Below are 25,914 nucleotides of genomic sequence, written 5' to 3' on the forward strand. Positions count from 1 at the left end.
TCCCTCCCTGCGTTTGTGCGGACCGAGCGTAACCGGTCAGCACCCGCGGTCAACCACTGGCGGTCTCGCCGTGCCGGCTGCAGCGCGCCGTCCAGCCGACGGGCGTCACCTGCACCACCATCCGGCGGGCGCAGAACACGCAGAACCGCGGGGGTTCGAGCGCCGTGCGCGGGTTGTGGCAGGCGTCGTGATCGGCGCCGCCGGGCGACGCCTGTCCACAGTGGACGCAGTAGGCGGGTGGGTCAGAGGCTGTCACTGAGGGCCTTGACCGGCATCTTCAGCTCGTCGAGCATCTTCAGGTCCGCGCTCGCGGGCCGGCCGAGGTTCGTCAGGTAGTTGCCGACGATGATCGCGTTGATCCCGCCCAGCATGCCCTGCTCCGCGCCCAGGTCGCCCAGGGTCAGCTCGCGGCCGCCGGCGAAGCGCAGCATCGTGCGCGGCATGGCGAGCCGGAACGCCGCGACCGTGCGCAGCGCGTCCTTGCCCTCGACGATCTCGAAGTTCTCGTACGGCGTGCCCGGCTGCGGGATGAGGAAGTTCATCGGCACCTCGTGCGGGCTCAGCTCGGCGAGCTGCACGGCGAACTCCGCGCGCTGCTCGACGGTCTCCCCCATGCCGATGATGCCGCCGCAGCAGACCTCCATGCCGGCCTCGGCGACCATCCGCAGGGTGTCCCAGCGCTCTTCCCACGAGTGCGTGGTCACGACGTCGGGGAAGTGCGAGCGCGCCGTCTCGAGGTTGTGGTTGTAGCGGTGCACGCCCATCTCGACGAGCTCGTCGACCTGCTCCTGGGTGAGCATGCCGAGCGAACACGCGATCTGGATGTCGTTGCCGTCGGCACGGATCGCCTGCACGCCCTCACGGACCTGCGACAGCAGCCGCTTGTCCGGACCGCGCACGGCGGCGACGATGCAGAACTCGGTCGCACCCGTCTCGGCGGTCTGGCGCGCGGCCTTGACCAGGCCCGGGATGTCCAGCCAGGCCGAGCGCACCGGCGACGGGAAGCGCCCCGACTGCGAGCAGAAATGGCAGTCCTCGGGGCAGCCACCGGTCTTGAGGCTCACGATGCCCTCGACCTCGACCTCCGGGCCGCACCAGCGCATGCGCACCTCGTGCGCGAGCTGCAAAGCCTCGCCGAGCCGTTCGTCGGGCAGCCGGAGCACGGCCAGCACCTGTTCCTCGGACAATCCGACCCCGCGCTCGAGCACCTGCTCGCGCGCGACGGCCAGCACGTCCGCGGTCTCCGGCTTTCCCGCCACTGCGGTCACGACGTCTCCTGTCTGTCGGGGTACTGCACGGGCGCGCTCTTCGTCATGGTGCCCGAGAGCCCGCCCCACGGGCTGCGACGCCCGTCACTTATTCGCGGAAGCGGCCCGGGTGAAAGCCTCGGGGTCGAACTCCCCGCCGAACCACGGCGAGAGCCCGGCGCGCGCCCGTTCCACGAACGTATCGTGATCCGTCGCCGCCAGCCCCCCGGGCAGCACCCCGAGCAGGGGTGCCCCGGCCGCATTGGGCAGGTCGCGCAGGTTTTCCACGGACGCGAGATCCGGCTCGGCCGGCCACGCGCCGACCATCACGCCCGCGACGTTGAGCCCGCGCCGCGTGGCGACCTCCGCGGTCAGCGCCGTCGCGTTGAGCGTGCCGAGGCCCGGCTGGGCGACGATCACGATCAGCGCGCCCAGCGCCCACGCGACATCGGCCAGCCCGCTGCCGTCGGCGTCGAAGCGCACCAGCAGGCCGCCGGCGCCTTCCACGAGCGTGAGGTCGTGCTCGGCGTCGAGTGCGGTGGCAGCGGCCGCGATCTCGCCCGGGCCCAGCGTCGGCAGGCCGCTGCGCCGCGCCGCAGCCTCCGGGGAGAGCGGGTCGGGGTAGCGCCGCAGCTCACGCGTGGTCACGCCCTTGCCGGCCAGGCGCACGACCTCGTCGAGATCTCCCGCCTCGCCGGGCGCGACCCCGGTCTGGGCCGGTTTGAGCACCGCGACGCGCTGCCCTTGCCCGAGCGCCAGCGCCGCGATCGCCGCCGTGGTGATCGTTTTGCCGACCTCGGTCCCGGTCCCCGTCATCACCAGCATGGTCACGGGCCATCAACTTAGTCACCCGTACCCGGTACGCACCACGTCCGGGTGGGATCACCCACGATGTGGGGTGACCGGTGTCCCCGCCGCCACGAACGCGCCCGCCACCGGGTCGGACAGGTAGACCTGCGCCGCGCCGACGTCGAAGTACAGGCCGGTGAGCAGCAGCTCGCCGCGGGCTTCGGCCTCGGCGACCAGCGGATACGCGCGCAGGTGGTCGAGCTGCTGCAGCACGTTGTGCAGGGCCAGGCGGTCGGGTTGGCGGGCGGGAAGCTCACCGCCGAGCGTGACCGGGCCGCGGCGGCTCAGGCTGGGCTCCGCGTGGCGCAGCCAGCCCTCCAGCGCCGTGCCGGCCGGCGGCCCGTCGGCGAGCGCGCCCATCGCGCCGCACGAGGAGTGCCCGCACACCACGATCTCGCGCACGTGCAGCACCCCCACGGCGTATTCGACGGCGGCGTTCATCGACGGGTCGGCCTGCGCGGGCGGCACGAGGTTGCCGATGTTGCGCACGGTGAACAGGTCACCCGGGCCGGACGTGGTGATCAGGTTGGGCACGATGCGCGAGTCGCCACAGGTGATGAACAGCGTGTGCGGGCGCTGGCCGTCGGCGAGGCCCGAGAGCGTCTCCTTCAGCAGCGGCGCGGCCCGGCGCTGGAACTCCGTGGCCCCGCGGTGGGTCCGCTGGCCGGGCAGGCGGACGTCGACCGCCTGCCAGGCGGACCACGGCGCAAGCCAGCGCGGCACGGCGCCGGCCGCCGCTGTGCGCCGCAGTGTCGGGGTGCCCTCCTTGCCCTTGCCGAACCACGGGTGGCCGACCTCGTCGACGACCACGGTGCCGCCGGCCCGTTCGTGGGCCTGCTGCCAGCTCGACAGGCTTTCGAAGGCGGCGTGGTCGAGGTAGTCGGCGACGAGCTCGAGCTTCACGACCGTGCCGGGCGGGACAGCCCCGAGCACCTTCGACAGGCGCGGGACGGACAGGAACGTGAGCACGCCTTCCACGACCACGCGCCACTCGTCGCCGTCGCGCTCGGCGTGAACGCCGGACCACACTGTGCGGCGCAGCATGAGGGCCACCGCCAGCACGATCCCCGCGAGCACGCCGGTCAGCAGGTCGAAGGCGACTACACCGGCGAGCGTCACGAGGTAGAGCGCGAGGTCGCCGTGGCGCAGGACTTGCCTGAGGTGACCGGGGTTCACGAGCTTCACCCCGACGTGCACGAGCAGGCCGGCGAGCGCGGCCAGCGGGATGTTCTCGATCAGCCCGGCCAGCGCCACCACGAAGACCAGTACCCACACGCCGTGCAGCACGGCGGACGCCCGGGTCTTGGCGCCCGCGGCGACGTTGGTGGAGCTGCGCACGATCACGCCCGTCACGGGCAGACCGCCGAGCGCGCCGGACACCAGGTTGGCCGCGCCCTGGCCCACGAGCTCGCGGTCGAGGTTCGCGCGCGGGCCGGTGTGCAGCTTGTCCACGGCGACGGCCGAGAGCAGGCTTTCGACGCTCGCGATCAACGCGATGGTCACCGCCGCGAGCACGACGTCGGTCCAGCCGTCGCCGGGCAGCTGCGGCGCGAAGCGGATTTGCAGCAGGTCTCCGGGCAGCTCCACGCGCGGCAGCGTCATGCCGGCGACGAGCGAGATCACCGTGGCCACCGCGATCGCGGCGAGCGGCCCCGGCACCTTGCGCACGGCGGCGGGCAGGCGCGGCCAGACCACGAGGATCACGATGGTGAGCAGCCCGATCACGGCCGCCGCGTCGTGATGGGCCACGACCTGCGCGGGCAGCTCGGCGATGTTCTCCAGCGCGGAGCTCTGCGCGTTCCCGCCGAGCACCACGTGGAGCTGGCCCAGCACGATCGTCACCCCGATGCCGGCGAGCATCCCGTGCACGATGGCCGGCGAGATCGCCAGCGCCACCCGCGCGATGCGGCTCAGGCCCAGCAGCACCTGCAGCGCACCGGCGAGCACGGTGATCAGGCACGTGACGGCCCACCCGAAGGTGGCGATCGTCTCGGCCATGATCACGGTCAGCCCGGCCGCGGGCCCGCTGACCTGCAGCGGCGAGCCACCGAGCAGGCCGGCGACCACACCCCCGACCACAGCGGCGATCAGTCCGGCGACGAGCGGAGCCCCGGACGCGAGCGCGATGCCCAGCGACAGCGGCACAGCGACGAGGAAGACCACGAGCGAGGCGGGCACGTCGTGGCGAAGCACGGCAAGTCGGCTCATGATCACCAGGTAACCCGAATGTGGGTGAAATGTCCGCTATGTCCCACCTGATGGCATGAATTTTTATCGGACACCCCACTTTCGGGTTGCGCGGGCTCGACCACTGGGCCGGTGCGGACGCGCACCGGCCCAGCCGGTCGATGGCCCCCGTCAGTGCACCGTCGAGCCCGCCGGGACGAAGCCGCGGCGAGTGGCGTCCAGCAGGGAGACCTGGGCGGCGCCGACGTCGAAGTACATGCCCGTCAGCGTCAGATCGCCGGCGGCCAGGGCGTCGGCCACGACCGGGTGGGTGCGGAGGTGGTCGAGCTGCTGGACGACGTTGTGCAGCGCCAGCTGGTCGCACTCGGCGGGCGGGCGGCGGCCGTCGAGCAGCAAAGCCGCCTCCGAAGCGCGGCGACGGAGGGTGGGTTCGCCGTGGCGCAGCCAGTCGCCGAGGCGGGTGAGGCCCTCGGGCGCCTGTCCGAGGAGCGCCTTCATCGCGCCGCACGAGGAGTGGCCGCACACCACGATCTCGGGCACCTTCAAAACGCCCACGGCGTACTCGACGGCCGCGCCCACCGAGGAGTCGGTGCCATCACCGGCCGCCGGCACCAGGTTGCCGATGTTGCGCACGGCGAACAGGTCACCGGGGCCCGACGTGGTGATCAGGTTGGGCACGATCCGCGCGTCGCCGCAGGTGATGAAGAGCGTGTGCGGCTGCTGGCCGTGCGCGAGGCCGCTGAGGGTGTCGCGCAGCAGCGGGGCGGTGCGGCGCTGGAACTCCGACGCGCCACGGGACAGCGGCGAGGCGCCGTCGCGTGGCCCGGGCAGCGAAACGTGCTCGGCCTGCCACTGCGACCACGGCGCCAGCCACCGCGGCAGCACGCGTGCCGCGAGGCTGCGCCGCACGGTGGGCTCGCCGGAGCTGCCGCGGCCGTACCAGGGGTGCCCGATCTCGTCGACGGTCACCGTGCCGCCCGCCTTCACGTGCGCTTGCTGCCAGCCGCGCAGGCAGTCGAACGCCGCGTGGTCGAGGTAGTCCACGAGCAGCTCCAGCGTCACGTCGGCGCGCTCGGGCACGTCGGCGAGCACCTTGGTCAGGCGGGGCACGGAAAGGAACGTGAGCGCGCCCTCGATCACCACGCGCGTACCGCGCTCGTCCGCCTCCACGTGCACGCCGGAGTGCACCATCCGCCGCAGCATGAACGCGAGCGCCAGCAGCACCCCGGCCGCGACGCCGGTCAGCAGATTCACGAACACCGCGCCGACGAGCGTCACCACATACACGGCGAGATCGCCGTGGCGCAGCACTTCCTTGAGCGCCGGGAGGTTCACGAGCTTCGCACCCACGTACACGAGCAGCCCGGCCAGTGCGGCGAGCGGGATGAAGCGCAGCACTCCGGTGAGCAGCAGGCAGAACCCGAGGATCCAGCAGGAATGCAGCAGCGCCGACGCCCGGGTCTTCGCGCCCGCCTCGTAGTTGGTCATGGTCCGCACGATCACGCCGGTCACGGGCAGCCCGCCGAGGACGCCGGACACGACGTTGCCGGCGCCCTGGCCGATGAGCTCGCGGTTGAGGTCCGTGCGGCGCCCGCCGCGCAGCTTGTCGACGGACACGGCGGAAAGCAGGCTCTCCAGGCTCGCGATGAGCGCGACCGTGACGGCCGCGAACGCCACGCCGCTCCAGCCGCCCGAGGGCAGCTGTGGCACAAACCCGAACGACGGCAGCGCAGCCGGCAGGTCCACGCGCGGCAACGACATCCCGGCGGCGACGGACAGCCCCGTCGCGACCGTGACGGCGGCCAGCGGCCCCGGCACCTTCCGCACCGGCGCCGGCACCTTCGGCCACACCAGCAGGATCGCGACGGTGAGGACGCCGATCAGCACGGCCTGGTCGTGGTGGCCGACGATCTGCCCGGGCAGCGCCGCGAAGTTCGCGAGCGCGGAGCCCTGGGCCCGGCCGCCGAGCACCACGTGGAGCTGGCCGAGCACGATCGTCACGCCGATGCCGGCCAGCAGGCCGTGGACGATCGCGGGCGAGATGGCCAGTGCCGCGCGAGCGAAGCGCAGGAGCCCGAAGAGGATCTGCAGCAGGCCGGCGCCGACGGTCACCGCGCAGGTGACGGCCCAGCCGTAGGTGGCGATGGTGTCGGCGAGCACCACGGTCAGGGCCGCGGACGGCCCGCTGACCTGCAGGGCCGACCCGCCGAGCAGACTCGCGACCAGGCCGCCGACGACGGCGGAGACGAGGCCCGCGAGCAGGGGCGCGCCGACCGCGAGGGCGACGCCGAGGGAGAGTGGCACGGCCACGAGGAAAACGACCAGCGAGGCCGGCACGTCGTGGCGCAGGATGTTCTGGAGGGTCTCGTTGGCCTTGGTGCGGCGCGACGGGGGTCCGGTGTCGTGTTCTCCGCGAACGATCTCGATCATGGCGACAGGAAAGCGGAAAAAGATCGAAAAGTCCGCTACGCGAACGATCTTCGGGTTCGCTTGTGAACCGGAGAACTAGGACGTTCCCGGCAAAGCTCACCAATCAGTCAGACACTCATGAAGTGCCCCAGACCTGATCGCGTGGAAACCCCAGTCTTCCGGCGACTTTGCGTGACTCACGGTATACAGCCCGTGTCTTATGGCCGCGGTCACACCCAGCCGGGTGAATTCAGGCTTTTTCAGCCGCCGCGAGCATCGCACCGGTGATCACGGCCAGGTCCGCGTCGTCGGTGACGTAGGGCGGCATCGCGTACACGAGGTCGCGGAACGGCCGCAGCCACGCACCCTCCGCCGTCACGATGTCCGTGGCCACGCCGAGGTCGACCTCGTGGTCGAGCTGCAGCACGCCGATCGCGCCGAGCACCCGCACATCACGCACGTGCGGCAGGTCCCACGCGGGCTCCAGACCACGCCGCAGCCCCGCCTCGATCCGCGCGACGTCCGCGCGCCACCGGCCCTCGGCCAGCAGCCCGAGCGAAGCGTTGGCCACAGCGGAGGCGAGCGGGTTGCCCATGAACGTGGGCCCGTGGGCGAGCACCGGCAGGTCGCCGCGCGCGATGCCGGCGGCGATCTCGGGCGTGCACAGCGCCGCGGCCATCGTGAGGTAGCCGCCGGTGAGCGCCTTGCCGAGGCACAGCACGTCGGGCGTCACGCCGGCGTGCTCGGCCGCGAACATCCGGCCGGTGCGCCCGAAGCCGGTGGCGATCTCGTCGAACACCAGCAGCACGTCGTGCTCGCGCGTGAGCTCGCGCAGCGCGCGCAGGTAGCCGGGGTGGTGGAACCGCATCCCGCCGGCGCCCTGCACCACGGGTTCCACGATCACCGCGGCCAGCTCGTGGGCGTGTTCCGCCAGGGCGGCGGCCAGGGTGTCCACATAGGACTGGTCGACGGGCGCGTCGAAGCCGGCCGGCGGTTCGGGCACGAACACCTGCTCCGGCAGGACTCCGCGCCACAGCGAGTGCATGCCGCCGTCGGGGTCGCAGACGCTCATGGGCGTGAACGTGTCGCCGTGGTAGCCGCCGCGCCAGGTGAGCAGCCGGCGCTTCTCCGGCAACCCGCGCGAACGCTGGTACTGCAGGCACATCTTCACGGCGACCTCGACCGAGACCGAGCCGGAGTCGCACAGGAACACGTGCTCGAGGCCCTCGGGCGTGAGGTCCACGAGGGTCTTGGCGAGCGTGATGGCCGGCTCGTGCGTGAGCCCGCCGAACATCACGTGGCTCATCCGCCCGGCCTGCTCGGCCAGCGCCGCGTCGAGCACCGGGTGCCGGTAGCCGTGCACCGCCGCCCACCACGACGACATCCCGTCGACGAGCTCGCGGCCGTCCGCGAGCTTCAGCCGCACCCCGCTCGCCTCGGCGACGAGCAGCGGCGCCACCCGTCCGGGCATCGGCGCGTACGGGTGCCACACGTGCGCGGCATCGAGGGCGAGCAGGTGGTCGGCGCTGGTGTCCACGCGCCGACCCTACGTGCCGCCCCGCTCAACGGAGCAGCACGGGCAACGTCTTGACGCCGTGCACCAGCGGACTCGTGCGGTAGACCAGGTCCTCCTCCGGCCCGGCCAGCCGCAGCCGCGGGAACCGCGCCAGCAGCGCCGTGAGCGCGATCTCCGCCTCCATGCGCGCCAGCGGGGCGCCGACGCAGTAGTGGATGCCGTGGCCGAAGGCGAGGTGGCCGCCGGCCGCGCGCGTGACGTCGAGGTCGGCCGGGTCGGGGAAGCGCCCCTCGTCGCGGTTGGCGGCGAGCAGCGAGACCTGCACGAACTCGCCCGCCGGGATCTTGTGGTCACCGACCTCCACGTCCTCGACGGTGTAGCGGAGGGTGGCGATGTTGATGGGCCCGTCGAAGCGCAGGAACTCCTCGACGGCACCGGGCATCAGCGACGGGTCCGCCGCCAGCTTCGCGCGCTGCTCGGGCGCGCGAAGCAACGCCAGCACCGCGTTGCCGATCAGGTTGACGGTCGTCTCGTGGCCCGCGACGAGCAGCAGGAATGCCATCGCGACGAGCTCTTCCTCGCTCAGCGAGTCGCCCTCGTCGCTGGCCTGCACGAGGCCCGAGAGCAGGTCCTCGCCCGGTTCGGCGCGCTTCTGCGCAACCAGCGCCACGAGGTAGGTGTGCATGGCGACCGCGGCCGCCTGCATCTCGTCGAGGTCGCCCGCGCCCAGCAGGATGTTGGACCAGCCGGTGAACTCGCCGCGGTCCTCCTCACGCACGCCGAGCAGCTCGCAGATCACGGTGATCGGCACCGGCCCGGCGAACGCGGTCATGAGGTCGACCTGGTCGTGTTCCGCCATCGCGTCGAGCAGCTCGGTGGTGATCTGCTCGATCCGCGGGCGCAGCCCGGCGATCGCCCGCGGGGTGAACGCCTTGTTCACGAGCTTGCGCAGCCGCGTGTGGTCGGGCGCGTCGGTGTTGAGCATGTGCGCGCCGAGCAGCTGGCCGAAGGACCGGTTGATGTTCTCGCCACCGACCTTCGCGATCATCAGGTCGTAGGCGCCGCGGTTGTTCTTGCTCAGCCGCGGGTCCGCGAGCAGCGCCCGCGCCTCGTCGTAGCCCGTCACGAGGTACGACGGCGTGCCGTGCGGCATGCGGATCGGGCACACGGCGCCCTGCTCGTGCAACCGCCCCAGTGTCTCGTGCGTGTGCTGCATGAACTTGTCGTCGATCATGGGAATTTCTTCGACGGCCACTTCGCCCCCAAGGTTTCCGTCCGTCTGGTCCGTGCTTCCCAGTATGCCCACGCGCCGGTGTGCCGTGTGGCGCCCGCGGGCAGGATGGTTTTCCGTGCGTTACCGACCTATCTCCCCCGACGTCCTGGCCGCCGAGCTGACCGAGCGCGTGGCGGCCCTGCCGCACCGCCGGCTGACGGTCGCCGTGGACGGCGCCGACGGGGCCACCGACACCGCGGGGCTCGCCGACGCGCTCGTGGATCCGTTGCGGCTGCTGGGCCGCGCCACGGTGCGCGTGCCCGCGAGCGGGTTCCTGCGTCCCGCGTCGCTGCGGTTCGAGCACGGCAAGCGCAACCCCGACGCGCGCTACACCGACTGGCTCGACCTCGGCGCCCTGCGCCGCGAAGTCCTCGACCCGCTCGCCGGCGTCGGCAGCGGCGAGGTGCTGCCGGCGCTGTGGGACACCGAGCGCGACCGCGCGACGCGGCTGGCGCGCGTGCCCGTGCCCGAGGGCGGCGTGGTTCTCGTCAACGGCGAGTTCCTGCTCGGTGCCGGCCTCGCGTTCGACCTCGTGGTGCACCTGTGGCTCTCCCCCGCCGCGCTGCGCCGCCGCCTGCCCGGCGACGACGCGTGGGCGCTGCCCGCGTACGAGCGCTACGAGTCGGAGGTCGACCCGGGCGCGCTCGCCGACGTCACCGTCCGCGTCGACGACCCCCGCCACCCGGCCGTGTACGAGCCCTAGCGCACGGCGGCGACCGGATCGCCGTCCAGCAGACCGGACAGGCGCTGCGCCATCGTGTCCCAGCGCCAGTTCTCCGTGACCCACGCGCGCCCCGCCTCGCCCATTCGGCGGGCCCGCACGGGGTCGGCCAGCAGGGCCTCGAGGGTGTCGCGCAGCTGGCCGACGTCGCGGCCGTCCACGACGTGGCCGGTCACCTCGTCGAGCACCGCCTCGGGTGCGCCGCCCGACGTGCCCGCCACCACGGGCAGCCCGGTGGCCGAGGCCTCCAGGTAGACGATCCCCAGCGCCTCCACGTCAAGCCCCTTGCCGCGGGTGCGCGCGGGCATCGCGAAGACGTCGCCCGCGTTGTAGTGCGCCGGCAGCTCGGCCCACGGCACGGAGCCGGTGATCACCACGTTGTCGGCCACGTCGAGCTCGGCGACGAGCTCGGTGAGCCGCTTGCGGTACGGGCCGCCGCCGACGAGCAGCAGCACCACGTCCGGCACGCGCTTGCGCAGCTCCGGCAAGGTGCGGATGAGCATGTCCTGGCCCTTGCGCGGCACGAGCCGCGAAACGCAGACGATCGTCGGCCGCTCGCCGAGGCCGTGGCGGGCGCGGATCTCCTCGCGCGCCCCCGCGTCGGGCGCGAAGAGCGTGGTGTCGACGCCGGACGGCAGCATCTCGAGCCCCGCCATCGGCCCGAACGCCGCGCCGAAGCGGCGGCGCGTGTACTTGCTGACGTAGGTGAGCACGTCGACCGTGTCGCCGATGCGCCGCAGCGCCTGGCGCGAACCCGGCAGCATCGACCAGCCCACCTCGTGCCCGTGCGTGGACGCGACGACCCGCCTCGCGCCGGACTGGCGCAGCGGGTGGCCGAGCAGGGCCAGCGGCGCGGCCGCGCCGAACCACACGGCTTCGCAGTCGCGGGCCCGCATGATCTGCTTCGCGCGCCGCAGCACGTCAGGCGTCGGCAGCATCAGCGACGTCGGGTGCCGCACAACCTCGAAGGGCGCTTCGGCGTCGAAGTCGACGTGCGAGCCGGCTTTGCCTTCCCACGACGGCGCGTAGACCACCAGGTCGTCGGCCGGGAGCCGCGTGGCCAGCGAGTTGAGGTAGTTCTGGATTCCCCCAGGCCGCGGCGGGAAGTCGTTGGTCACGAGCAGCGTCCTCAGCACACGGGCAGGCTATCGGGCACGCTCGCCGGTGCTGAGAGCCCACCGACGACGGGCCCGCCAACGACCACGGGGCGGCACCGCGTGTGCGGTACCGCCCCGTGGTCAGGGAAGGGTTGCTGCTCAGCTGGGGCGACGGGCGCCCACGTACTGGCTCTGCAGCGGCGAGATCTTCACCACGTCGCCGGTGGTCGGAGCGTGCACCATCTTGCCTTCGCCGATGTACATGCCCACGTGGGAGACCGGGGTGTAGTAGAACACCAGGTCGCCCGGCTGCAGCTGGCTGCGCGGGATCGGAGTGCCGAAGGTCGACTGCTCCCGGCTCGAGCGCGGCAGCGAGACGCCCGCCTGCTTGTAGGCCCACTGCATCAGGCCCGAGCAGTCGAACTTGCTCGGGCCGGTGGCGCCCCACAAGTAGGGATCGCCGAGCCGGCTCAGCGCCGCGTCCACGGCCGCCTGGGCCGCGGGCCCGGGCGCCTTGATGTTCATCGGCGGGGCGCTGCCCTTGTCGCCGCGCAGGGCCTGGTCCAGCGTGGACAGCGAGGGCTCGGTCTTCTTGAGCTGCTCGATCTGGTCGTTGAGCGTCTTCTGCTTGGCCTTGATGTCGTTCGCCAGCTTGGCGGCCGCGTCACGGGCGTCCGTCGCGCGCTTGGCGGCGTCGGCGGCCTGCTTCGTGGCGTCCTCGGCCTGCTTCACGGCACCGGCCAGCGCGTCCAGCGCGGCGTCCTTCTGGGACGCGATCTGGTCCAGTGCGGAAGAGCGCTCGAGGAACTCCTGCGTCGACGTGCCCGCGAGCAGTGCCGAGAGCTTGTTCATCTGCACGCCGCTGAGGAACGAGGCGCCGGCGAACTTGTCGACGTCGACGCGGTAGAGCTTCTCGTTGTTCTCGGCCTGCTGCGCGGACTTCTTCGCGTTCTCGACGTCGCCGTTGGCCTTGTCGAGGTCCTTCTGGCGGGCCTTTTGGTCGTCCTGGGCCTTGAGGAGGTCCTCGTTGGCCTTCTCGGCCTGCGAGGCGAGGTCGCGGTACTTCGCGAGAGCGTCCGAACCGGAGTCGGGCGGGGTCTGGAGGACGGGGATGGGAGCTGCGATGGCCGTGGCCGAGGGCTGGGCGACAGTGACCATGGCGATCACCGAAGCTGCCGCGAGGGCACCTGACACCACGCGCTTGACTGGATGCGACTGCACGGTCGCGCGTGTCTCCTTTGCTGTCGGGCCGCCGTCGGAACCTCGTGACGCCGAAGAGGTCGGGGGCCCTCTTCCGTGCGTCCACCCCACGCGTTCCGGCCGCGTTTCACTGCAACAGCCTCACGCGCACGGTGTGGTTCCGGTGTTGGCTCCCCGACAAAGCCTTTCCGGCGGCGATCTCGCGTCGCCGTCTTGCCGACGGCTGCTGGCCACGAGATCTCGGATAGGTTACGAAAAGACCGTCACCGCGTCCACCGGGCCCCCACACAAAAACTCTCCGTAGTTCGCGGAAACACCATCGGACCAGCGAGGGAGGGTTTGTGTGACGGCGATCATACTCTGTGGTGTCAGAATGGCGTGAATTTGCTACCGACCGTTCACCCGATCCGATCGACCACTCGTCGCGCCGTTATCACCCACAAGTGTCACGCGGGCTTACGTTCGGGCTCCGAAACCAAGCGCAGCCGGGGCACCATCCCCGCCTCGGCGAGCGCGTCGACGGCTCGCCGTTCGTCCGCGTCCCACGCCAGGGCGACCGGCGGGCCGAGCAGCACGCTCACCACGCAGTCGTGGCACGCGTGGCCCCGCACGGCGCAGCGGTCGCAGTCGACCACCAGCGTGTCGAGGTCGGCCGGATCGACGCCACTGACATCGACACCGCTGAGGTCGGCGCTGCCGAGATCGAGGTCGCGGTCGGCCGGTTCGTCGGCGTCGGTCCAGTCGGGCGGATGGTGGTTCGTGGTCTCGGTCACGGGAGGCTCCTCACGTCGTCGTGCTTCCTGGGATGCACGGTAGGAGCCACCACCGACAGTTTCGGACTGCCGGCTTCAGCCGGGTCTCAGACGCGGCCCAGGCGGCTGACCAGCACCGCCGAGGGCGCCGAGTGCGCGCCGGTGGCGCGGACGGAGTCGGCGACCTCCCGGTCGGACGTCGCCACGACCATCGGCCGGCCCTTCGGCTCGGCCGCCACGATCGAGCGGATCACGTCGTCGGCGAGCACGCCGCGGTCGGAGAACAGCACGCGCACGCCGCGCGGCACCGCCGCCGGCACGGACAGCACACCGGCCCCGTCGAACACCACCGTGACCTCGGCGCTCGTGCGCGCGGCAAGGGCGGAGAGCTGGTGGATCAGCCGGTCGCGCTGGTCGGCCAGCGCCAGCTCGGGATAGCCGGTCTTGGTGACGTTGTAGCCGTCGACGATGAGGTGCACGTTCGGCAGCGCGAGGTAACGGTCGAGCGCCCCGACGTCCTGCACGCGCCCGCCCGGACCGAGCCCCGACGTGGCGCCGCGCACCATGTCGGCGGGCCGCGCGCCGCGGTCGCTCAGCATCAGCTCACGGCGCAGGCCGGTCACGGCGCCGTCGATCGTGTCGACGAGCAGCGCCAGGCGCACCTCGTCGGCTTCCCGGGCCTCACGGGCCGACTGACGGGCGATCTCGGCGTCGGCGACCGCCCGCTCCGCCCGCGTGCGCTCGGCCGCCACGCGACGCCGCTCGCGGTCCAGCTGGGTGGTCAGCGCGTCGATCTCCTCGGCCTTCACCGTGCCGGCGCGCGCCAGCTGGGCGCGGGCCTCCTCGGCGCCGTCACGAGCCTGCCGCAGCTGCACGCCCTGCTCGCGCAGCCGGCGCAACAGCTTCTCCACCTCGGCCTCGCGTTCACCGCGGGCGGCCTCGACGGCGCCGCGCGCCTGCTCCAGTTCCTCCCGCAGCTCGGTCAGCTCCGCCTCGAGCTTCTGGTTGCGGGCGAGCGCGGCGTCGCGTTCGGCCCGCAGCGCGGTCTCTTCCGCGTTCTTCGCGACGAGCCGCACACGCCCGGCCGCGCCCGACTCCCCCAGCAGCACGGCGGCGGCCGCGCCGACGACGGAATCGGCGGCGTTGGGGTCCAGCGCGTCGGTGCGGTGCTCGCGCAGCCACTCGATCACCGCGGTACGGAACTGCGCGGAGTCGCCCAGCGCGGCCAGCAACGCCGCGCCGCCCAGCTTCGCGCGCTTCGCGGGGGCGAACTTCGCGACGGGACGCAGCTGCCGCGGCACGTCCGTGGGCGGCAGCTTCGCGACGGCGGTGGCCGCCAGCTCGGCGATGCGCTCGCGCACGGCATCGGGCAGACCGGTCCACGAAGCGGGCTCGGGCGCCGCCAGGTCGGCTTCGGGGGTCTCGGCCGCGCCGGTCCCGGCCGACGCCTCGGCCGCGTCAGCCCGCGCCGGTACGGCCGAGGGGCCGACGGCCTCCTCGGGTGCGACCGGATCCACGGGCTGCGGGTGCATTGGTCCAGGGTAGGCCCCGGGGCCGGATCGCGCGCCGCTGGTTACCGGACGTGGGAACCACCCCACCAGGCACCCGCGCCACACCCGTCACACGGATCGCGCCGTCCGGGATTGTCGGTGGGCGGTCGTAGGGTGCGCGATCATGGACACCGGACCGCGGCCCGGCCAGGCGCAGCTGGCCTTCGACGAGCTCGGTACCCCGTTGCGGGACACCACGTTCGTCGTCTTCGACCTCGAGACCACTGGCACGAAGCCGGGGCCGGACGCGATCACCGAGATCGGGGCCGTGAAGGTGCGCGGCGGTGAGGTGGTGGCCGAGTTCGCGACGCTGGTGAACCCGGGTTCACCGATCCCGCCGCAGGTGGTGGAGCTCACGGGCATCACGCAGGCGATGGTCTACGACGCCCCGCGTATCGAGCGCGTGCTGCCCGCGTTCCTCGAGTTCATCTCCGGCACCGTGCTCGTGGCCCACAACTCGGGGTTCGACACGGGTTTCATGCGGGCCGCCTGCGAGGGCCACGGCTACGTCTGGCCGCGCGCCACGGTGATCTGCACGGTGAAGCTCGCCCGGCGCGTGATCCCGCGCGAGGAGGCCCGCAGCTACCGCCTCTCGAACCTGGCGATGCTGCTCGGCTCGCGCACCCGGCCCACGCACCGCGCGCTCGACGACGCCCGCGCGACCGTCGACGTGCTCCACGCGCTGCTGGAGCGGGTCGGCAACGTCGGCGTGCACACCGTCGAAGAGCTCGTGGACTACCTGCCCGAGGTGACCACCGCGCAGCGGCGCAAACGCCACCTGGCGGCCGACCTGCCGGCGCGGCCCGGCGTGTACCTGTTCCGCGGCCCACGCGAGGAGGTCCTCTACGTCGGCACGGCGCGGGACCTGCGCCGGCGCGTGCGGCAGTACTTCACGGGGTCGGAGAGCCGCGGGCGCATCCGAGAGATGGTGGCGCTGGCCGAGCGCGTGGAAGCCATCGAGTGCGCCCACTCGCTGGAGGCCGAGATCCGCGAGCTGCGGCTCATCGCGGCCCACCGGCCGATGTACAACCGGCGCTCGAAGAACCCGCACCACGCGTGGTGGGTCGGGCTCACCGACGAGGCCTTCCCGCGCCTGTCCGTGGTCCGGCTGCCGCGCGAAGGCACGCTCGGCCCGTTCCGCAGCCAGGCCGACGCCCGCACGGCGGCCGACACGCTCGCGGGCGCCGCCGGGCTGCGCACCTGCACCCTGCGGATCTCGGCCCGCGGCGGTTCGGCCACGCCGTGCGTGCTCGCCGAGCTGGGCCGCTGCGGCGCGCCCTGCGCCGGCCGCCAGACCGTGGAGGACTACTCCCCCGCCGTCGTAGCCACCCGCGACCTCATCTCCGGTCAGGACGGCCGTCCCCTCAAACTCGCCGCGGCCCAGCTCGACCGGCTGTCGGAGGGCCGGCACTACGAGCAGGCCGCCCGGCACCGCGACGAGCTGGCCGACCTCGTGCGCGCCGTCGGCCGGTCCCACCGCCAGGCCGCGCTCGCGGACATCGCCGAGCTCATCGCGGCCCATCCGGACGGCAACGGCGGCTGGGAGCTCTCCGTGATCCGCCACGGCCGCCTCGCGTCCGCCGGCGTCGCCCGCCGCGGTGTGCCGCCGATGCCGGTGGTGGAACACCTCGTCGCCGCCGCGGAAACCGTGCTGCCGGGCGAAGGGCCGTTGCGCGGCGCGTCGGGGGAAGAGGTGGCAGTGCTGCTGCGCTGGCTCGCCCGCCCCGGCGTGCGGCTGGTGCGCACCACGCGTCCGTGGGCCGAACCCACTGCCGTGGCCGGCTGGCGCGGGTGGCTCGACCTGGCGGCCGGTGCGAGGACGCTGGAGCGGGTGGCGGGGTGATGAAGGCTACGATCAGCGCTCGTCGGGTACCGCCAGGGAGTGGAGGAACGCTGTGATCACGGCGATCGTGCTGATCAACGTAGAGGCCGAGGAGATCCCGCAGGCCGCGCAGGCGATCGCGGACCTCGAAGGGGTCAGCGAGGTCTACTCGTGCGCCGGTGACGTCGACCTGATCGCCACCGTGCGCGTGAAGGCCCACGAAGATCTGGCCGACCTCATCCCCGGCCGCATCGGCAAAGTGAGCGGCGTGCTGGACACCGTCACGCACATCGCCTTCCGCTCGTACTCGCGCGCCGACACGGACTCCGCGTTCGAGATCGGCGTCGAAGGCGCCTGAGCCCCGCGCTGCGAATCAACGTCAGACGACACAAGGTCAGACAACACACGAGGTCGGACAACGAGGAAGGCCCCTCCACCCGCCTGGGTGAAGGGGCCTTCCTCGTTGCCTTCGAGCTAGTGCCCGGTACCGACCTCGTGTGACTCCGACTCGGAGCTCTCGAGCGCGGCATGCCCGTTGTCATGCGACGCCCGCTCCAGGGCGGCCGACTCCTCCGGCGGGTCCGGGGTCCAGATCGAACCGGGGACGGCGTGCCCGGCGGTGCCGAGCTTGTTCATCTTCTTCGGCACCGCAGCGCCCTGGTACGCGAGCGGGATCGCGTGGCCGTGGCTGTCCACGCCGCCGAGCGGCTGGTGGACCTCGATGAACTCACCGTGCGGCAGGCGCTTGATGATGCCCGTCTCCACGCCGTGCTCCAGCACCTCGCGGTCGGCCCGCTGCAGACCCAGGCAGATCCGGTAAGTGAGGTAGTAGGCGATCGGCGGCACGATCAGCACGCCGATGCGGCCGGCCCACGTGGTGGCGTTCAGGGAGATGTCGAACTGGTCGGCGATGATGTCGTTGAAGCCCGACAGCTCGATGACCAGGAAGAACCCGAGCGCCATCATGCCCAGTGCGGTGCGGACCGGTGCGTCGCGCGGCCGCTGGAGCAGGTTGTGCGCCGCGTTGTCCTTCGACAGCTTGCGCTCCAGGAACGGGTACGCCAGCAGCAGCCCGATCAGCACCGGCATGCCCACCGCACCCGGGAAGAACACCGCCGGGATCGTGTAGTTCCCGAGGTAGACCTCCCACGCGGGCCAGATGCGCAGCATGCCGTCGGCCCAGGCCATGTAGAAGTCGGGTTGCGAACCGGCCGACACCATCGACGGGTTGTACGGCCCGAAGTTCCACACCGGGTTGATCTGGAACAGGCCCGACATCAGCGCGATGACACCGATGACCAGCGTGAAGAACGCGCCGCCCTTGAGGGCGAAGTACGGCATGATCCGCACGCCGACGACGTTGGTCTCCTTGCGGCGCACGCCCGGGAACTGCGTGTGCTTCTGGTACCAGACGAGCGCCAGGTGCACACCGATCAGCGCGAGCATGATGCCCGGGAGCAGCAGGATGTGGAGCGTGTACAGGCGCGGGATGATCTGGTCGCCCGGGAACTCGCCGCCGAACAGCGCCCAGTGGATCCAGGTGCCGATGACCGGCACCGAGAGGACGATGCCCGACAGGGTCGCGCGGATACCGGTACCGGACAGCAGGTCGTCCGGCAGCGAGTAGCCGAAGAAGCCCTCGAACATGCCCAGGATCAGCAGCAGGCCACCGATGATCCAGTTGGCCTCACGCGGCTTGCGGAACGCGCCGGTGAAGAAGATCCGGAACATGTGGATCATCATCGAGGCGACGAAGATCAGCGCGGCCCAGTGGTGCAGCTGCCGCACGAAAAGGCCGCCGCGCACGTCGAACGAGATGTCCAGCGTGGTGCGGAACGCCTGCGACATCTCGACGCCCTGCAGGTTCTGGAAGCTCCCGTGGTAGGTCACTTCCTGCATGGAGGGGTCGAAGAACAGCGTCAGGTACACGCCCGAGAGCAGGATGATGATGAAGCTGTACAGCGCGATCTCGCCCAGCAGGAACGACCAGTGCGTGGGGAAGACCTTGTTCATCTGGTGACGCAGGCCCTTGGCCAGCTTGTACCGCTGGTCCGCGTTGTCCGCGGCCTCGCCGAGGTGTTGCTCGAGCGCGCTCGTGCCCTTCGTGGGCGTGGTGAGTGAACTCATGACTTACGCTCCCAAAAGGCCGGACCGATGGCCTCGTTGAAGTCGCCCCGTGCGATCAAGTATCCCTCTGCGTCAACCGTGATGGGCAGCTGAGCCAGCGGCCGCGTCGCCGGGCCGAAGATGGGCTTGGCGTAGTGCAGGGCGTCGAACTGCGACTGGTGGCACGGGCAGAGGATGCGGTTCGTGCGCTGCTCGTACAGGGAGGTCGGGCAGCCGACGTGGCTGCAGATCTTCGTGTACGCGTAGTAGTCGCCGAAGTTGTAGTCCTCCTGGCCCTTCCGCTTCACCACGCGCGCGGCGTCGGTGGGGCGCAGCCGGATGAGCATCACCGGGTTGTCGACGCGGGTCAGCGCGGCGGCGAGCGCCTCGCGGTTGCCCGCCTCCGACTTGCGGTACGGGAACACCGTTTCCATGCCGCCGGCGTCGAGGTCCTCGACGCGCAGGAGCGTGACGCCGTTCTTGACGTCGTCGTCGAGGCTGCCGGTGTTGGCGCGCAGGTACACGACCTCGCCCGGGTGCTGCGGCTGCCAGCCGGTGTGCCACAGCGAGTTCTCGTTCTCGGTGTCCTTCCACGGGTCCTTGATGAAGGACGCCAGCGGCAGGGCCGCGACCGCGAGACCCAGCACACCGGCACTCGCACCGGCGGTGCGCTTGATCAGCGACCGGCGGGCGATGGTGCTGCGGCTCCCGGCGTCGGCCAGGTGCGCGAGGATCGTGGCGCGGTCGACCTCGGCCGACGGGCCGTCGCTGCGCTGCTGGACCGCGTTCTCCTGCGGCACGAACTTCTTCGTGTACAGGATCACGCCGATGCCCAGCGACAGCACCGCGAGACCGAGCGTGACGCCCAGCGCCGGGGTGTAGAGGCTGTAGGTGGCGTGCCCGCTCACGTCGCTCGGGTCCTTGTACTCCCACCAGTGCGGCCACGCGATGACCACGACGAACGCCAGGCCCGCGAGCGCGGACAGGGCGAACCAGAACGCCACGAGCCGCTGCGCACGGCGTTCGGCGCGGGTGTTCTTGACCGGCCACGGTTCCGGATAGTCGATGATCTCGACGCCGTCCAGCTGACCGCCCAGCTTGAGCAGCTGGTCGCGGTCCATCTCAGCCAGTTCCGCCTCCGAGGGCGGCTGGGGCCCTTCGGCACTCATGCCTTCGATCCAATCCACAGCGTAATGCCGACGAGCGCGGCAATTCCGACGACGAACGCGATCAGGCCTTCCGAGGCGGGACCGAACCCGCCGAGGCCGTTACCGCCCGGGTTGTTGTTGCCGTCGGACACCGACTTGACGTAGGCGATGATGTCCTTCTTCTCCTCCGGGTTGAGCTGCCGGTCGGAGAACTTCGGCATGTTCTGCGGCCCCGTGAGCATCGCGTCGTAGATCTGCTCTTCGGTGGCCGGGTCGAGGTTCGGCGCGTACTTGCCTGCCGAGAGCGCGCCACCACGACCGGTGAAGTTGTGGCACGACGCACAGTTCAGGCGGAACAGCTCGCCACCGCGGGCCGGGTCGCTGCCGCGCAGCGCGGCACCGGTCTCGTCGGGGCGCTGCGCGCCGCCGCCGTGGGCCTGCACGAAGGCGCCGACGGCGTCGATCTCGCTCGGTGTGAGCTTCGGCGGCTTGCGCGCGATCTGCGCTTCCTGGCGCGCGGCGGGCATGCGGCCGGACGAGGTCTGGAAGTACACGGCCGCGTCGCCGACGCCGATGAGGCTCGGCCCGCGGTCCTGCACACCCTCGAGGTTCTTGCCGTGGCACTCGATGCAGGTGTTGTTGTAGACCTGCTCACCCTGCCGCAGCAGAGCCGGGTCGCCCTGGGCCTGCGCGGTCTGGGGCTCGGGCGCGAACACGGCGTACAGCGCGCCGGCTCCCACCAGCGCGACACCGAGTGCGAGCAGGCCGGCGAAACGCCTGCGCAGCTTCGAACGCGCGCGGAACCGGCGCTCCGGGGACTTCTTGCTGGTGGTCATCTTGCGGCAACCCTTGCTGTCAGTTCAGGCCGATGGTGGTGGCGGCGGGCGGGATCAGGGAAGGATGTAGATCACCGCGAAGAGGCCAACCCACACGATGTCGACAAAGTGCCAGTAATACGACACTACAATCGCCGAGGTGGCCTGCGCGGGCGTGAACTTGCTGAGTTTCGTGCGGATCAGCAAGTACACGAACGCGATGAGCCCGCCGATCACGTGCAGGCCGTGGAAACCGGTGGCGAGGTAGAACACCGTGCCGAACGGGCCGGACGGGATCGTGAGGCCCTCGTTCACCAGGTTGTGGTACTCGTTGGCCTGACCCGCGACGAAGATCGCGCCCATGATCAACGTGACGATGTACCAGCGCCGGAGGCCGTAGACATCCCCGCGCTCCGCGGCGAACACGCCGAACTGGCACGTCAGCGAGGACAGCACCAGGATCACCGTGAACGGGATCGCATACGGGATGTTGAGGTGGAATTCCTCGCCGTGCAGGGGCGGCGGCCAGGGTGCGCCGGCCGCGTTCTGCGCCTTGACGGTGAAGAACATGGCGAACAGTCCGGCGAAGAACATCAGTTCGCTGGACAGCCACACGACTGTGCCGACGCTGACCATGTTCGGCCGGTTCAGCGAGTGGACCCGCTGGCTGATGGTGGGAGCTGCCGTTGTCACGGATCGCATTATGTCCTCCCGCGCGGGCACCCCGCCCTTCGGGTCCACGGCGGGTCGTGGGAGCTTCGCATCACACCCGAACCCGGCACAGGCAGGAGCTACTCGTGAGTTTGCTCGGTCGGCTTCGTGACCTGGCCCGAAAGCGCGAAAGTCCCGGTCTGACGCCTGATGCGCCCGGTTTGGTGATCGTCGCGGAGGCGTTCGACCCCGCCGTGGCGGACTCGGCCGTGCTCGCGAATTCACCCGGCTGGGTCGCGTCCGCGCCGGCCGTGTTCGTCCACCACCTGAGCCTGCCGCCCGATCGCGTGGCCGAAGCGGCCGCGATCCTCGCGCAGGACGGGTGGGAGCTGCGCGAGCAAGGCCCCGACGGTGACCGAGTGCTGGTCCACGCCCTGCGGGTACAGGTGCTCGACGCCCTGCACTGCGCCCAGGAACGCTCGCGGATGGCCGGTCTGGCGCAGCGTCTCGGCGGCGACGCGCTCGGCTGGGACGCGCGGCAACCGGGTGAGTCGCCCACCGCGTCCGCGTGAGATGCATCTCGGCCGATACGATCGCGAAGTTCCACCCGTGACGAGACGGAGGCGTGCTCAATGGGCGAGCAGACGAAGCGGATCCTGGTGTTCAGCCACAAGGCCGAGGTCCGCGACGCGATCATCAACGCCGTCGGCCGGCGGCCCGCCGCCGACCTGGGCCGCGTGGAGTACGTCGAGGCGGCCGGGATCGCCGACGTGCTGTCCGAGGTGGACGCCGGCACCGTCGACCTCGCGATCCTCGACGGCGAGGCCCAGCCCACCGGCGGCATCGGCCTGACCCGCCAGCTCAAGAACGAGATCACCGACTGCCCGCCGATCGTGGTGACCGTGCGGCGCAAGGACGACCGCTGGCTCGCCGCCTGGTCGCAGGCCGACGCCGTGCTGGTGCACCCGCTCGACCCGCTGACCGCGGCGGAGACCGTCGCCGGCGTGCTGCGCGCCGGGCGCGTGCCCGCCGTCAACGGCTGAGCCGGGGATGGGCACCACCCCGGTCCCCCACACCTGGTCCGGCCTGCTGACGCAGCTGATCGGGCGCTCGGACCTGTCCGCCGACGACACGGCCTGGGCCATGGACCAGATCATGTCCGGGTCGGCCACGCAGGCGCAGATCGCCGGGTTCGCGATCGCGTTGCGCGCCAAGGGCGAGACGCCGGAGGAGATCTCCGGCATGGCCGAGGCGATGCTGGCGCACGCGCGCCGCATCGAGCTGGACGCGCCCGCCGTCGACATCGTCGGCACGGGCGGCGACCGGTCCAACTCGGTCAACATCTCCACGATGGCGACGATCGTCACAGCGGCCGCGGGCGCGCCGGTGGCCAAGCACGGCAACCGCAGCGCGTCGTCGAAGTCGGGCGCGGCCGACGTGCTGGAGACGCTCGGTGTCGCGATCGACCTGCCGCCGGACGCGGTGCACCGGTCGTTGCGCGAGATCGGCATCGGCTTCTGCTTCGCGCCCGCGTTCCACCCGGCGTTCCGCCACACCGGCCCGCCGCGCCGCGAGCTGGGTGTGCCGACGACGTTCAACCTGCTCGGCCCGCTCACCAACCCGGCGCAGCCGCGCAGCGCGCTGATCGGCTGCGCCTACGCGGACAAGACCCGCGTGCTGGCGGAAGTGTTCGCACAGCGCGGTTTCTCGGTGCTGGTGGCCCGCGGCGACGACGGCCTCGACGAGATCACCACCACCACGACCACGTCGGTCTGGGTGGTCTCCGACGGCACCGTGACCGAGCGCAGCTTCGACCCCAGCGCGCTCGGCATCCCGCGCGCCACGGCCGAGGACCTGCGCGGCGGCGACGCAACGGCCAACGCGGAGGTGGTGCGCCAGCTCGTGGCCGGCAAGACCGGCCCGGTGCGCGACGCCGTGGTACTCAACGCGGCGGCCGCGCTCGCCGCGTTCCGGGGCTTCTCCGGCTCGCTGGAAGACGATCTGGCCATCGGGCTGGAGCAGGCCAACCGCGCCATCGACTCCGGCGCGGCGGCGGCCCTGCTGGAGCGCTGGATCGCGTTCTCCTCCGCCTCCCGCTGACTCGGACACGACGAAGGCGCATCGGAAGCTTTCCGGTGACGCCTTCGTCATACGCGGGAGCGGTGCCGGCCGAGAAGCGGCTCAGGAGGCCTGGAAGGCCGCGCGGTAGGCGCTCGGAGTGGTTGCCCGCAGCCGCGTGAACTGGTGGCGCAGCGCGGCCGCTGAGGCGTAACCACAGGCCGTCGCGATGTCCTCGACGGACAGCCGGCCCTCCTCCAGCAGCGCCTGTGCGCGGTCGAGCCGGCGTTCGGTGAGCCAGCGGTGCGGCGTGGTGCCCGTAGCGGCGGAGAAGCGGCGCAGGAACGTCCGCTCTCCCAGCCCGCTGCGGCGCGCGAGCTCCGCGACCGTGAACGGCCGGTCCAGCCGCCGTTCCACCCACTCCAGCGCTTCGGCGACCACCGCGTCGTCCGACGCGGCGGTGGCGGGCAGCGGGGCCTCGACGAACTGCGCCTGCCCGCCCGTGCGATGCGGAGCGGCGACCATGCGCCGCGCGAGTGTGGTGGCGGCCGCGACGCCGCGCAGCCGCCGCACGAGGTGCAGGCACAGGTCCACGGCCGCGACGGTGCCCGCGCTGGTCGACACGCCGTCGTCGTCCGCGTACAGCGCCTGCGGGTCCACGAGGGCCTTCGGGAAGAGCCGGCGGAAGTCCTGTTCGTACACCCAGTGCACGGTGCAGCGCCGGCCGTCGAGCAGGCCCGCGTAACCGAGGGAGAACACACCGGCGCAGAACCCGGCGACCCACGCCCCGCGCTCCCGGGCGTCCCGGAGGACTTCCAGAACCGGTTCCGGCGGCGCCACCGTGCGCGGTTCGCACGTCGGCACGATCAGCAGGTCGGCCGACGCCGCGAAGTCCAATCCGGACAGTCCGGTCAGCCCGAAGCCGGACCAGGTATCTACTTTCGACCCCTTCGGCGAGCACACACCGAACTCCCAGCCCTCGATGCCGTCCGCGCTGCGGTCGGTGCCGAAGACCTCGCACGCGACACCCAGCTCGAACGGCGAGACCCGGTCGGCCAGCACCACCGCGACCCGTCGCACATCCATGCGTCCCAGCGTGTCACAAGTTTTGCGGTCGTTGTCATCTCTGACACTGGTCGCGCGGGGCTCGCGGGCCGAATCTGTGACGCATGAAGAACCCCGAAACCCGCCCGGCCCTGCAGTGGTCGGCCGCCATGGCCCTGTCGGGCACCATCGGCGCGGTCGTGCTGGAGAGCGGTGCCGCCGCGCCCGCCGTCGCGTTCGCCCGCTGTCTCGTCGGCGGTGTCCTGCTCGTGGTGTGGTGCCTCGCGCGCGGCTACCTGCGCAGCTGGCGACCGTCGCCGCGCGACCTGCTGCTGGCCGCGCTGGGCGGCGTACTGCTGGTGGCCAACTGGGTGCTGCTGTTCACGTCGTACACGCTGTCGTCGATCGGCGTGAGCACGGTGGTCTACCACACGCAGCCGCTCATCCTGGTGGGCCTGGCGGCGGCGTTCCTCGGTGAAAAAGTCGCGAAGACGCATTTGGCCCGGGCGGGCGTCGCGTTCGCCGGCGTGGTGGTGATTTCCCTCTCGGCCCACGGCGACGACGGGCAGCCGGTGCGGTTCGCGGGGATCGCGCTCGCATTGGGCGCGGCCGTGCTCTACGCCGGCACGTCGTTCGTGGCGAAGCAGCTCACCCACGTGCGCCCGCACCTGCTCGCGGCGGTGCAGCTGGCGGTGGGAACGGTGCTGCTGGCCCCGGCGCTGGCGTTCACGCCGCTCCCGCACCCGGTTCCGGGGCTGCTGTGGCTGGTGCTGCTCGGCACCGTGCACACGGCGGTGATGTACGTGCTGATGTACGCGAGCATCGGCAAGCTGCCCACCACGACGGTGGCGCTGCTGTCCTACCTGTACCCGGTGGTCGCGGTGGTGGTGGACGTGCTGGCGTTCGGCCACCGGCTGTCGTGGCCGGAGGGCCTGGGAATGCTGGCGGTGCTCGCCGCCGCGCTGGCACCCCAGCGCGGCGGCAGGCCCCGGTCACGAACGACCGGGGAAAGCGTCACTCGTGGTTCGGGCCCGTGTGGTACTCGAACACCAGCCCGCCCACGGCGATGAGCAGGGCGACGAGCGCCATGACCAGCAGCCAGATGTGGAAGAACGCGAGCGCGAGACCGCCCAGCGCGGCCGAGGCCGCCATGGCGATCGGCCAGTAGCTGCCCGGGCTGAAGAAGCCGAGCTCGCCCGCGCCGTCGCTGATCTCGGCGTCCTCGCGGTCCTCGGGGCGCGGTTCGATCCGGCGGGACACGAACTGCATGTAGCTGCCCGCGAGGAACGCGAGACCACCGGTCAGGAAGAGCGAGACGATGCCGACGGGCTCGGCCTTCTGGTCGGTCGCGTAGAGGGCGGTCATGACCCAGTAGATGACGGCCATGACAACGGCGAACGCCGCCACCATGTAGAAAATCCGGGCTTCGACCTTCATGGGACTTTCTCCCCTACTCCTCTGGTTCGCCG

At 71.6% G+C, this 25,914-nt stretch carries 24 protein-coding genes; 7 read left to right on the forward strand and 17 right to left on the reverse strand.

Going from position 1 to position 25,914, the window contains the following annotated elements; translation table 11 throughout:
• Positions 1-49: 49 nt before the first annotated feature.
• The 7 genes from bsaP to QRX50_RS45925 form a co-directional block, all read right to left on the reverse strand.
• Positions 50-256 (reverse strand): biotin synthase auxiliary protein BsaP, encoded by a 207-nt coding sequence (gene bsaP, locus QRX50_RS45895; protein ID WP_285969315.1) that lies wholly within the window; start codon positions 254-256, stop codon positions 50-52.
• Positions 243-1,259, reverse strand: coding sequence for a biotin synthase BioB (gene bioB / locus QRX50_RS45900; protein WP_434533389.1), 1,017 nt, complete (start codon positions 1,257-1,259; stop codon positions 243-245). The genes bsaP and bioB overlap by 14 nt, the downstream gene beginning before the upstream one ends.
• Positions 1,260-1,352: 93 nt before the next feature.
• Entirely contained in the window at positions 1,353-2,072 is a 720-nt protein-coding gene (gene bioD / locus QRX50_RS45905; RefSeq protein ID WP_285974737.1) for a dethiobiotin synthase, read from the reverse strand.
• A 57-nt stretch (positions 2,073-2,129) separates the two neighbouring features.
• Complete coding sequence (locus QRX50_RS45910) at positions 2,130-4,304, reverse strand: bifunctional SulP family inorganic anion transporter/carbonic anhydrase (protein WP_285969317.1); 2,175 nt, start codon at positions 4,302-4,304, stop codon at positions 2,130-2,132.
• 150 nt (positions 4,305-4,454) lie between these two features.
• Positions 4,455-6,713, reverse strand: a complete 2,259-nt coding sequence (locus tag QRX50_RS45915; protein ID WP_285969318.1) for a SulP family inorganic anion transporter — start codon at positions 6,711-6,713, stop codon at positions 4,455-4,457.
• A gap of 229 nt (positions 6,714-6,942) precedes the next feature.
• Entirely contained in the window at positions 6,943-8,163 is a 1,221-nt protein-coding gene (locus QRX50_RS45920; RefSeq protein ID WP_285974738.1) for an adenosylmethionine--8-amino-7-oxononanoate transaminase, read from the reverse strand.
• Between the two features lie 91 nt (positions 8,164-8,254).
• On the reverse strand, positions 8,255-9,442 hold the full coding sequence (locus tag QRX50_RS45925) for a cytochrome P450 family protein (protein ID WP_434533212.1): 1,188 nt from the start codon (positions 9,440-9,442) through the stop codon (positions 8,255-8,257).
• A gap of 115 nt (positions 9,443-9,557) precedes the next feature.
• Between QRX50_RS45925 and QRX50_RS45930 the strand changes: the two genes are divergently transcribed.
• The gene (locus tag QRX50_RS45930; RefSeq protein ID WP_285969319.1) at positions 9,558-10,184 is read left to right on the forward strand and encodes a nucleoside/nucleotide kinase family protein; all 627 of its coding nucleotides are present in this window, start codon (positions 9,558-9,560) and stop codon (positions 10,182-10,184) included.
• On the opposite strand, the gene QRX50_RS45935 is transcribed toward QRX50_RS45930, so the two are convergent.
• The 4 genes from QRX50_RS45935 to QRX50_RS45950 all read right to left on the reverse strand — a co-directional run bounded on the left by QRX50_RS45935 (position 10,181) and on the right by QRX50_RS45950 (position 14,783).
• Positions 10,181-11,338: a glycosyltransferase family 4 protein gene (locus tag QRX50_RS45935; RefSeq protein ID WP_285969320.1), complete on the reverse strand. Its 1,158-nt coding sequence runs from the start codon at positions 11,336-11,338 to the stop codon at positions 10,181-10,183. The genes QRX50_RS45930 and QRX50_RS45935 overlap by 4 nt on opposite strands.
• A 120-nt stretch (positions 11,339-11,458) precedes the next feature.
• On the reverse strand, positions 11,459-12,520 hold the full coding sequence (locus QRX50_RS45940; protein ID WP_285969321.1) for an NlpC/P60 family protein: 1,062 nt from the start codon (positions 12,518-12,520) through the stop codon (positions 11,459-11,461).
• A 425-nt stretch (positions 12,521-12,945) separates the two neighbouring features.
• The gene (locus QRX50_RS45945; protein WP_220247473.1) at positions 12,946-13,137 is read right to left on the reverse strand and encodes a hypothetical protein; all 192 of its coding nucleotides are present in this window, start codon (positions 13,135-13,137) and stop codon (positions 12,946-12,948) included.
• Positions 13,138-13,358: 221 nt separating this feature from the next.
• A complete protein-coding gene (locus QRX50_RS45950; RefSeq protein ID WP_285969322.1) occupies positions 13,359-14,783 on the reverse strand; it encodes an NYN domain-containing protein in 1,425 nt (474 codons plus the stop codon).
• A gap of 142 nt (positions 14,784-14,925) precedes the next feature.
• Here QRX50_RS45950 and QRX50_RS45955 point away from each other — a divergent pair, with 142 nt between their 5' ends.
• Entirely contained in the window at positions 14,926-16,644 is a 1,719-nt protein-coding gene (locus tag QRX50_RS45955; RefSeq protein WP_285969323.1) for a DEDD exonuclease domain-containing protein, read from the forward strand.
• Positions 16,645-16,696: 52 nt separating this feature from the next.
• Positions 16,697-16,981, forward strand: a complete 285-nt coding sequence (locus tag QRX50_RS45960) for an Lrp/AsnC family transcriptional regulator (protein ID WP_285969324.1) — start codon at positions 16,697-16,699, stop codon at positions 16,979-16,981.
• Positions 16,982-17,097: 116 nt separating this feature from the next.
• Here QRX50_RS45960 and qcrB read toward each other — a convergent pair whose 3' ends face one another.
• Genes qcrB through ctaE form a run of 4 tightly spaced genes read right to left on the reverse strand, consistent with a single transcriptional unit; the run spans position 17,098 to position 21,394 of the window.
• A complete protein-coding gene (qcrB, locus tag QRX50_RS45965) occupies positions 17,098-18,750 on the reverse strand; it encodes a cytochrome bc1 complex cytochrome b subunit (RefSeq protein ID WP_285969325.1) in 1,653 nt (550 codons plus the stop codon).
• Positions 18,747-19,898: a cytochrome bc1 complex Rieske iron-sulfur subunit gene (qcrA, locus tag QRX50_RS45970; protein WP_285969326.1), complete on the reverse strand. Its 1,152-nt coding sequence runs from the start codon at positions 19,896-19,898 to the stop codon at positions 18,747-18,749. Before qcrA ends, qcrB begins: the two co-directional genes overlap by 4 nt.
• Positions 19,895-20,713, reverse strand: a complete 819-nt coding sequence (gene qcrC, locus QRX50_RS45975; RefSeq protein ID WP_285969327.1) for a cytochrome bc1 complex diheme cytochrome c subunit — start codon at positions 20,711-20,713, stop codon at positions 19,895-19,897. The genes qcrA and qcrC overlap by 4 nt, the downstream gene beginning before the upstream one ends.
• 54 nt (positions 20,714-20,767) lie before the next feature.
• Complete coding sequence (gene ctaE / locus QRX50_RS45980) at positions 20,768-21,394, reverse strand: aa3-type cytochrome oxidase subunit III (protein WP_285969328.1); 627 nt, start codon at positions 21,392-21,394, stop codon at positions 20,768-20,770.
• A gap of 95 nt (positions 21,395-21,489) precedes the next feature.
• On the opposite strand from ctaE, the gene QRX50_RS45985 reads away from it, so the two are divergent.
• The 3 genes from QRX50_RS45985 to trpD are packed head-to-tail and all read left to right on the forward strand — an operon-like array spanning position 21,490 to position 23,443.
• Positions 21,490-21,915 carry a hypothetical protein gene (locus tag QRX50_RS45985; protein WP_285969329.1) on the forward strand — a complete coding sequence of 142 codons (426 nt, stop codon included), beginning with the start codon at positions 21,490-21,492 and terminating at the stop codon, positions 21,913-21,915.
• 60 nt (positions 21,916-21,975) lie between these two features.
• On the forward strand, positions 21,976-22,386 hold the full coding sequence (locus QRX50_RS45990) for a hypothetical protein (protein WP_285969330.1): 411 nt from the start codon (positions 21,976-21,978) through the stop codon (positions 22,384-22,386).
• A 7-nt stretch (positions 22,387-22,393) separates the two neighbouring features.
• On the forward strand, positions 22,394-23,443 hold the full coding sequence (gene trpD / locus QRX50_RS45995; protein WP_285969331.1) for an anthranilate phosphoribosyltransferase: 1,050 nt from the start codon (positions 22,394-22,396) through the stop codon (positions 23,441-23,443).
• Positions 23,444-23,524: 81 nt separating this feature from the next.
• Here the strand turns inward: trpD and QRX50_RS46000 are convergent, their stop codons facing one another.
• A complete protein-coding gene (locus QRX50_RS46000) occupies positions 23,525-24,487 on the reverse strand; it encodes a GlxA family transcriptional regulator (RefSeq protein WP_285969332.1) in 963 nt (320 codons plus the stop codon).
• 83 nt (positions 24,488-24,570) lie between these two features.
• Between QRX50_RS46000 and QRX50_RS46005 the strand changes: the two genes are divergently transcribed.
• A complete protein-coding gene (locus QRX50_RS46005; RefSeq protein WP_285969333.1) occupies positions 24,571-25,515 on the forward strand; it encodes a DMT family transporter in 945 nt (314 codons plus the stop codon).
• Here the strand turns inward: QRX50_RS46005 and QRX50_RS46010 are convergent.
• Positions 25,460-25,882: a cytochrome c oxidase subunit 4 gene (locus tag QRX50_RS46010; protein WP_220237945.1), complete on the reverse strand. Its 423-nt coding sequence runs from the start codon at positions 25,880-25,882 to the stop codon at positions 25,460-25,462. The genes QRX50_RS46005 and QRX50_RS46010 overlap by 56 nt on opposite strands.
• Positions 25,883-25,914: the final 32 nt, after the last annotated feature.

This window comes from Amycolatopsis sp. 2-15 (assembly GCF_030285625.1).
GTDB lineage: Bacteria > Actinomycetota > Actinomycetes > Mycobacteriales > Pseudonocardiaceae > Amycolatopsis > Amycolatopsis carbonis.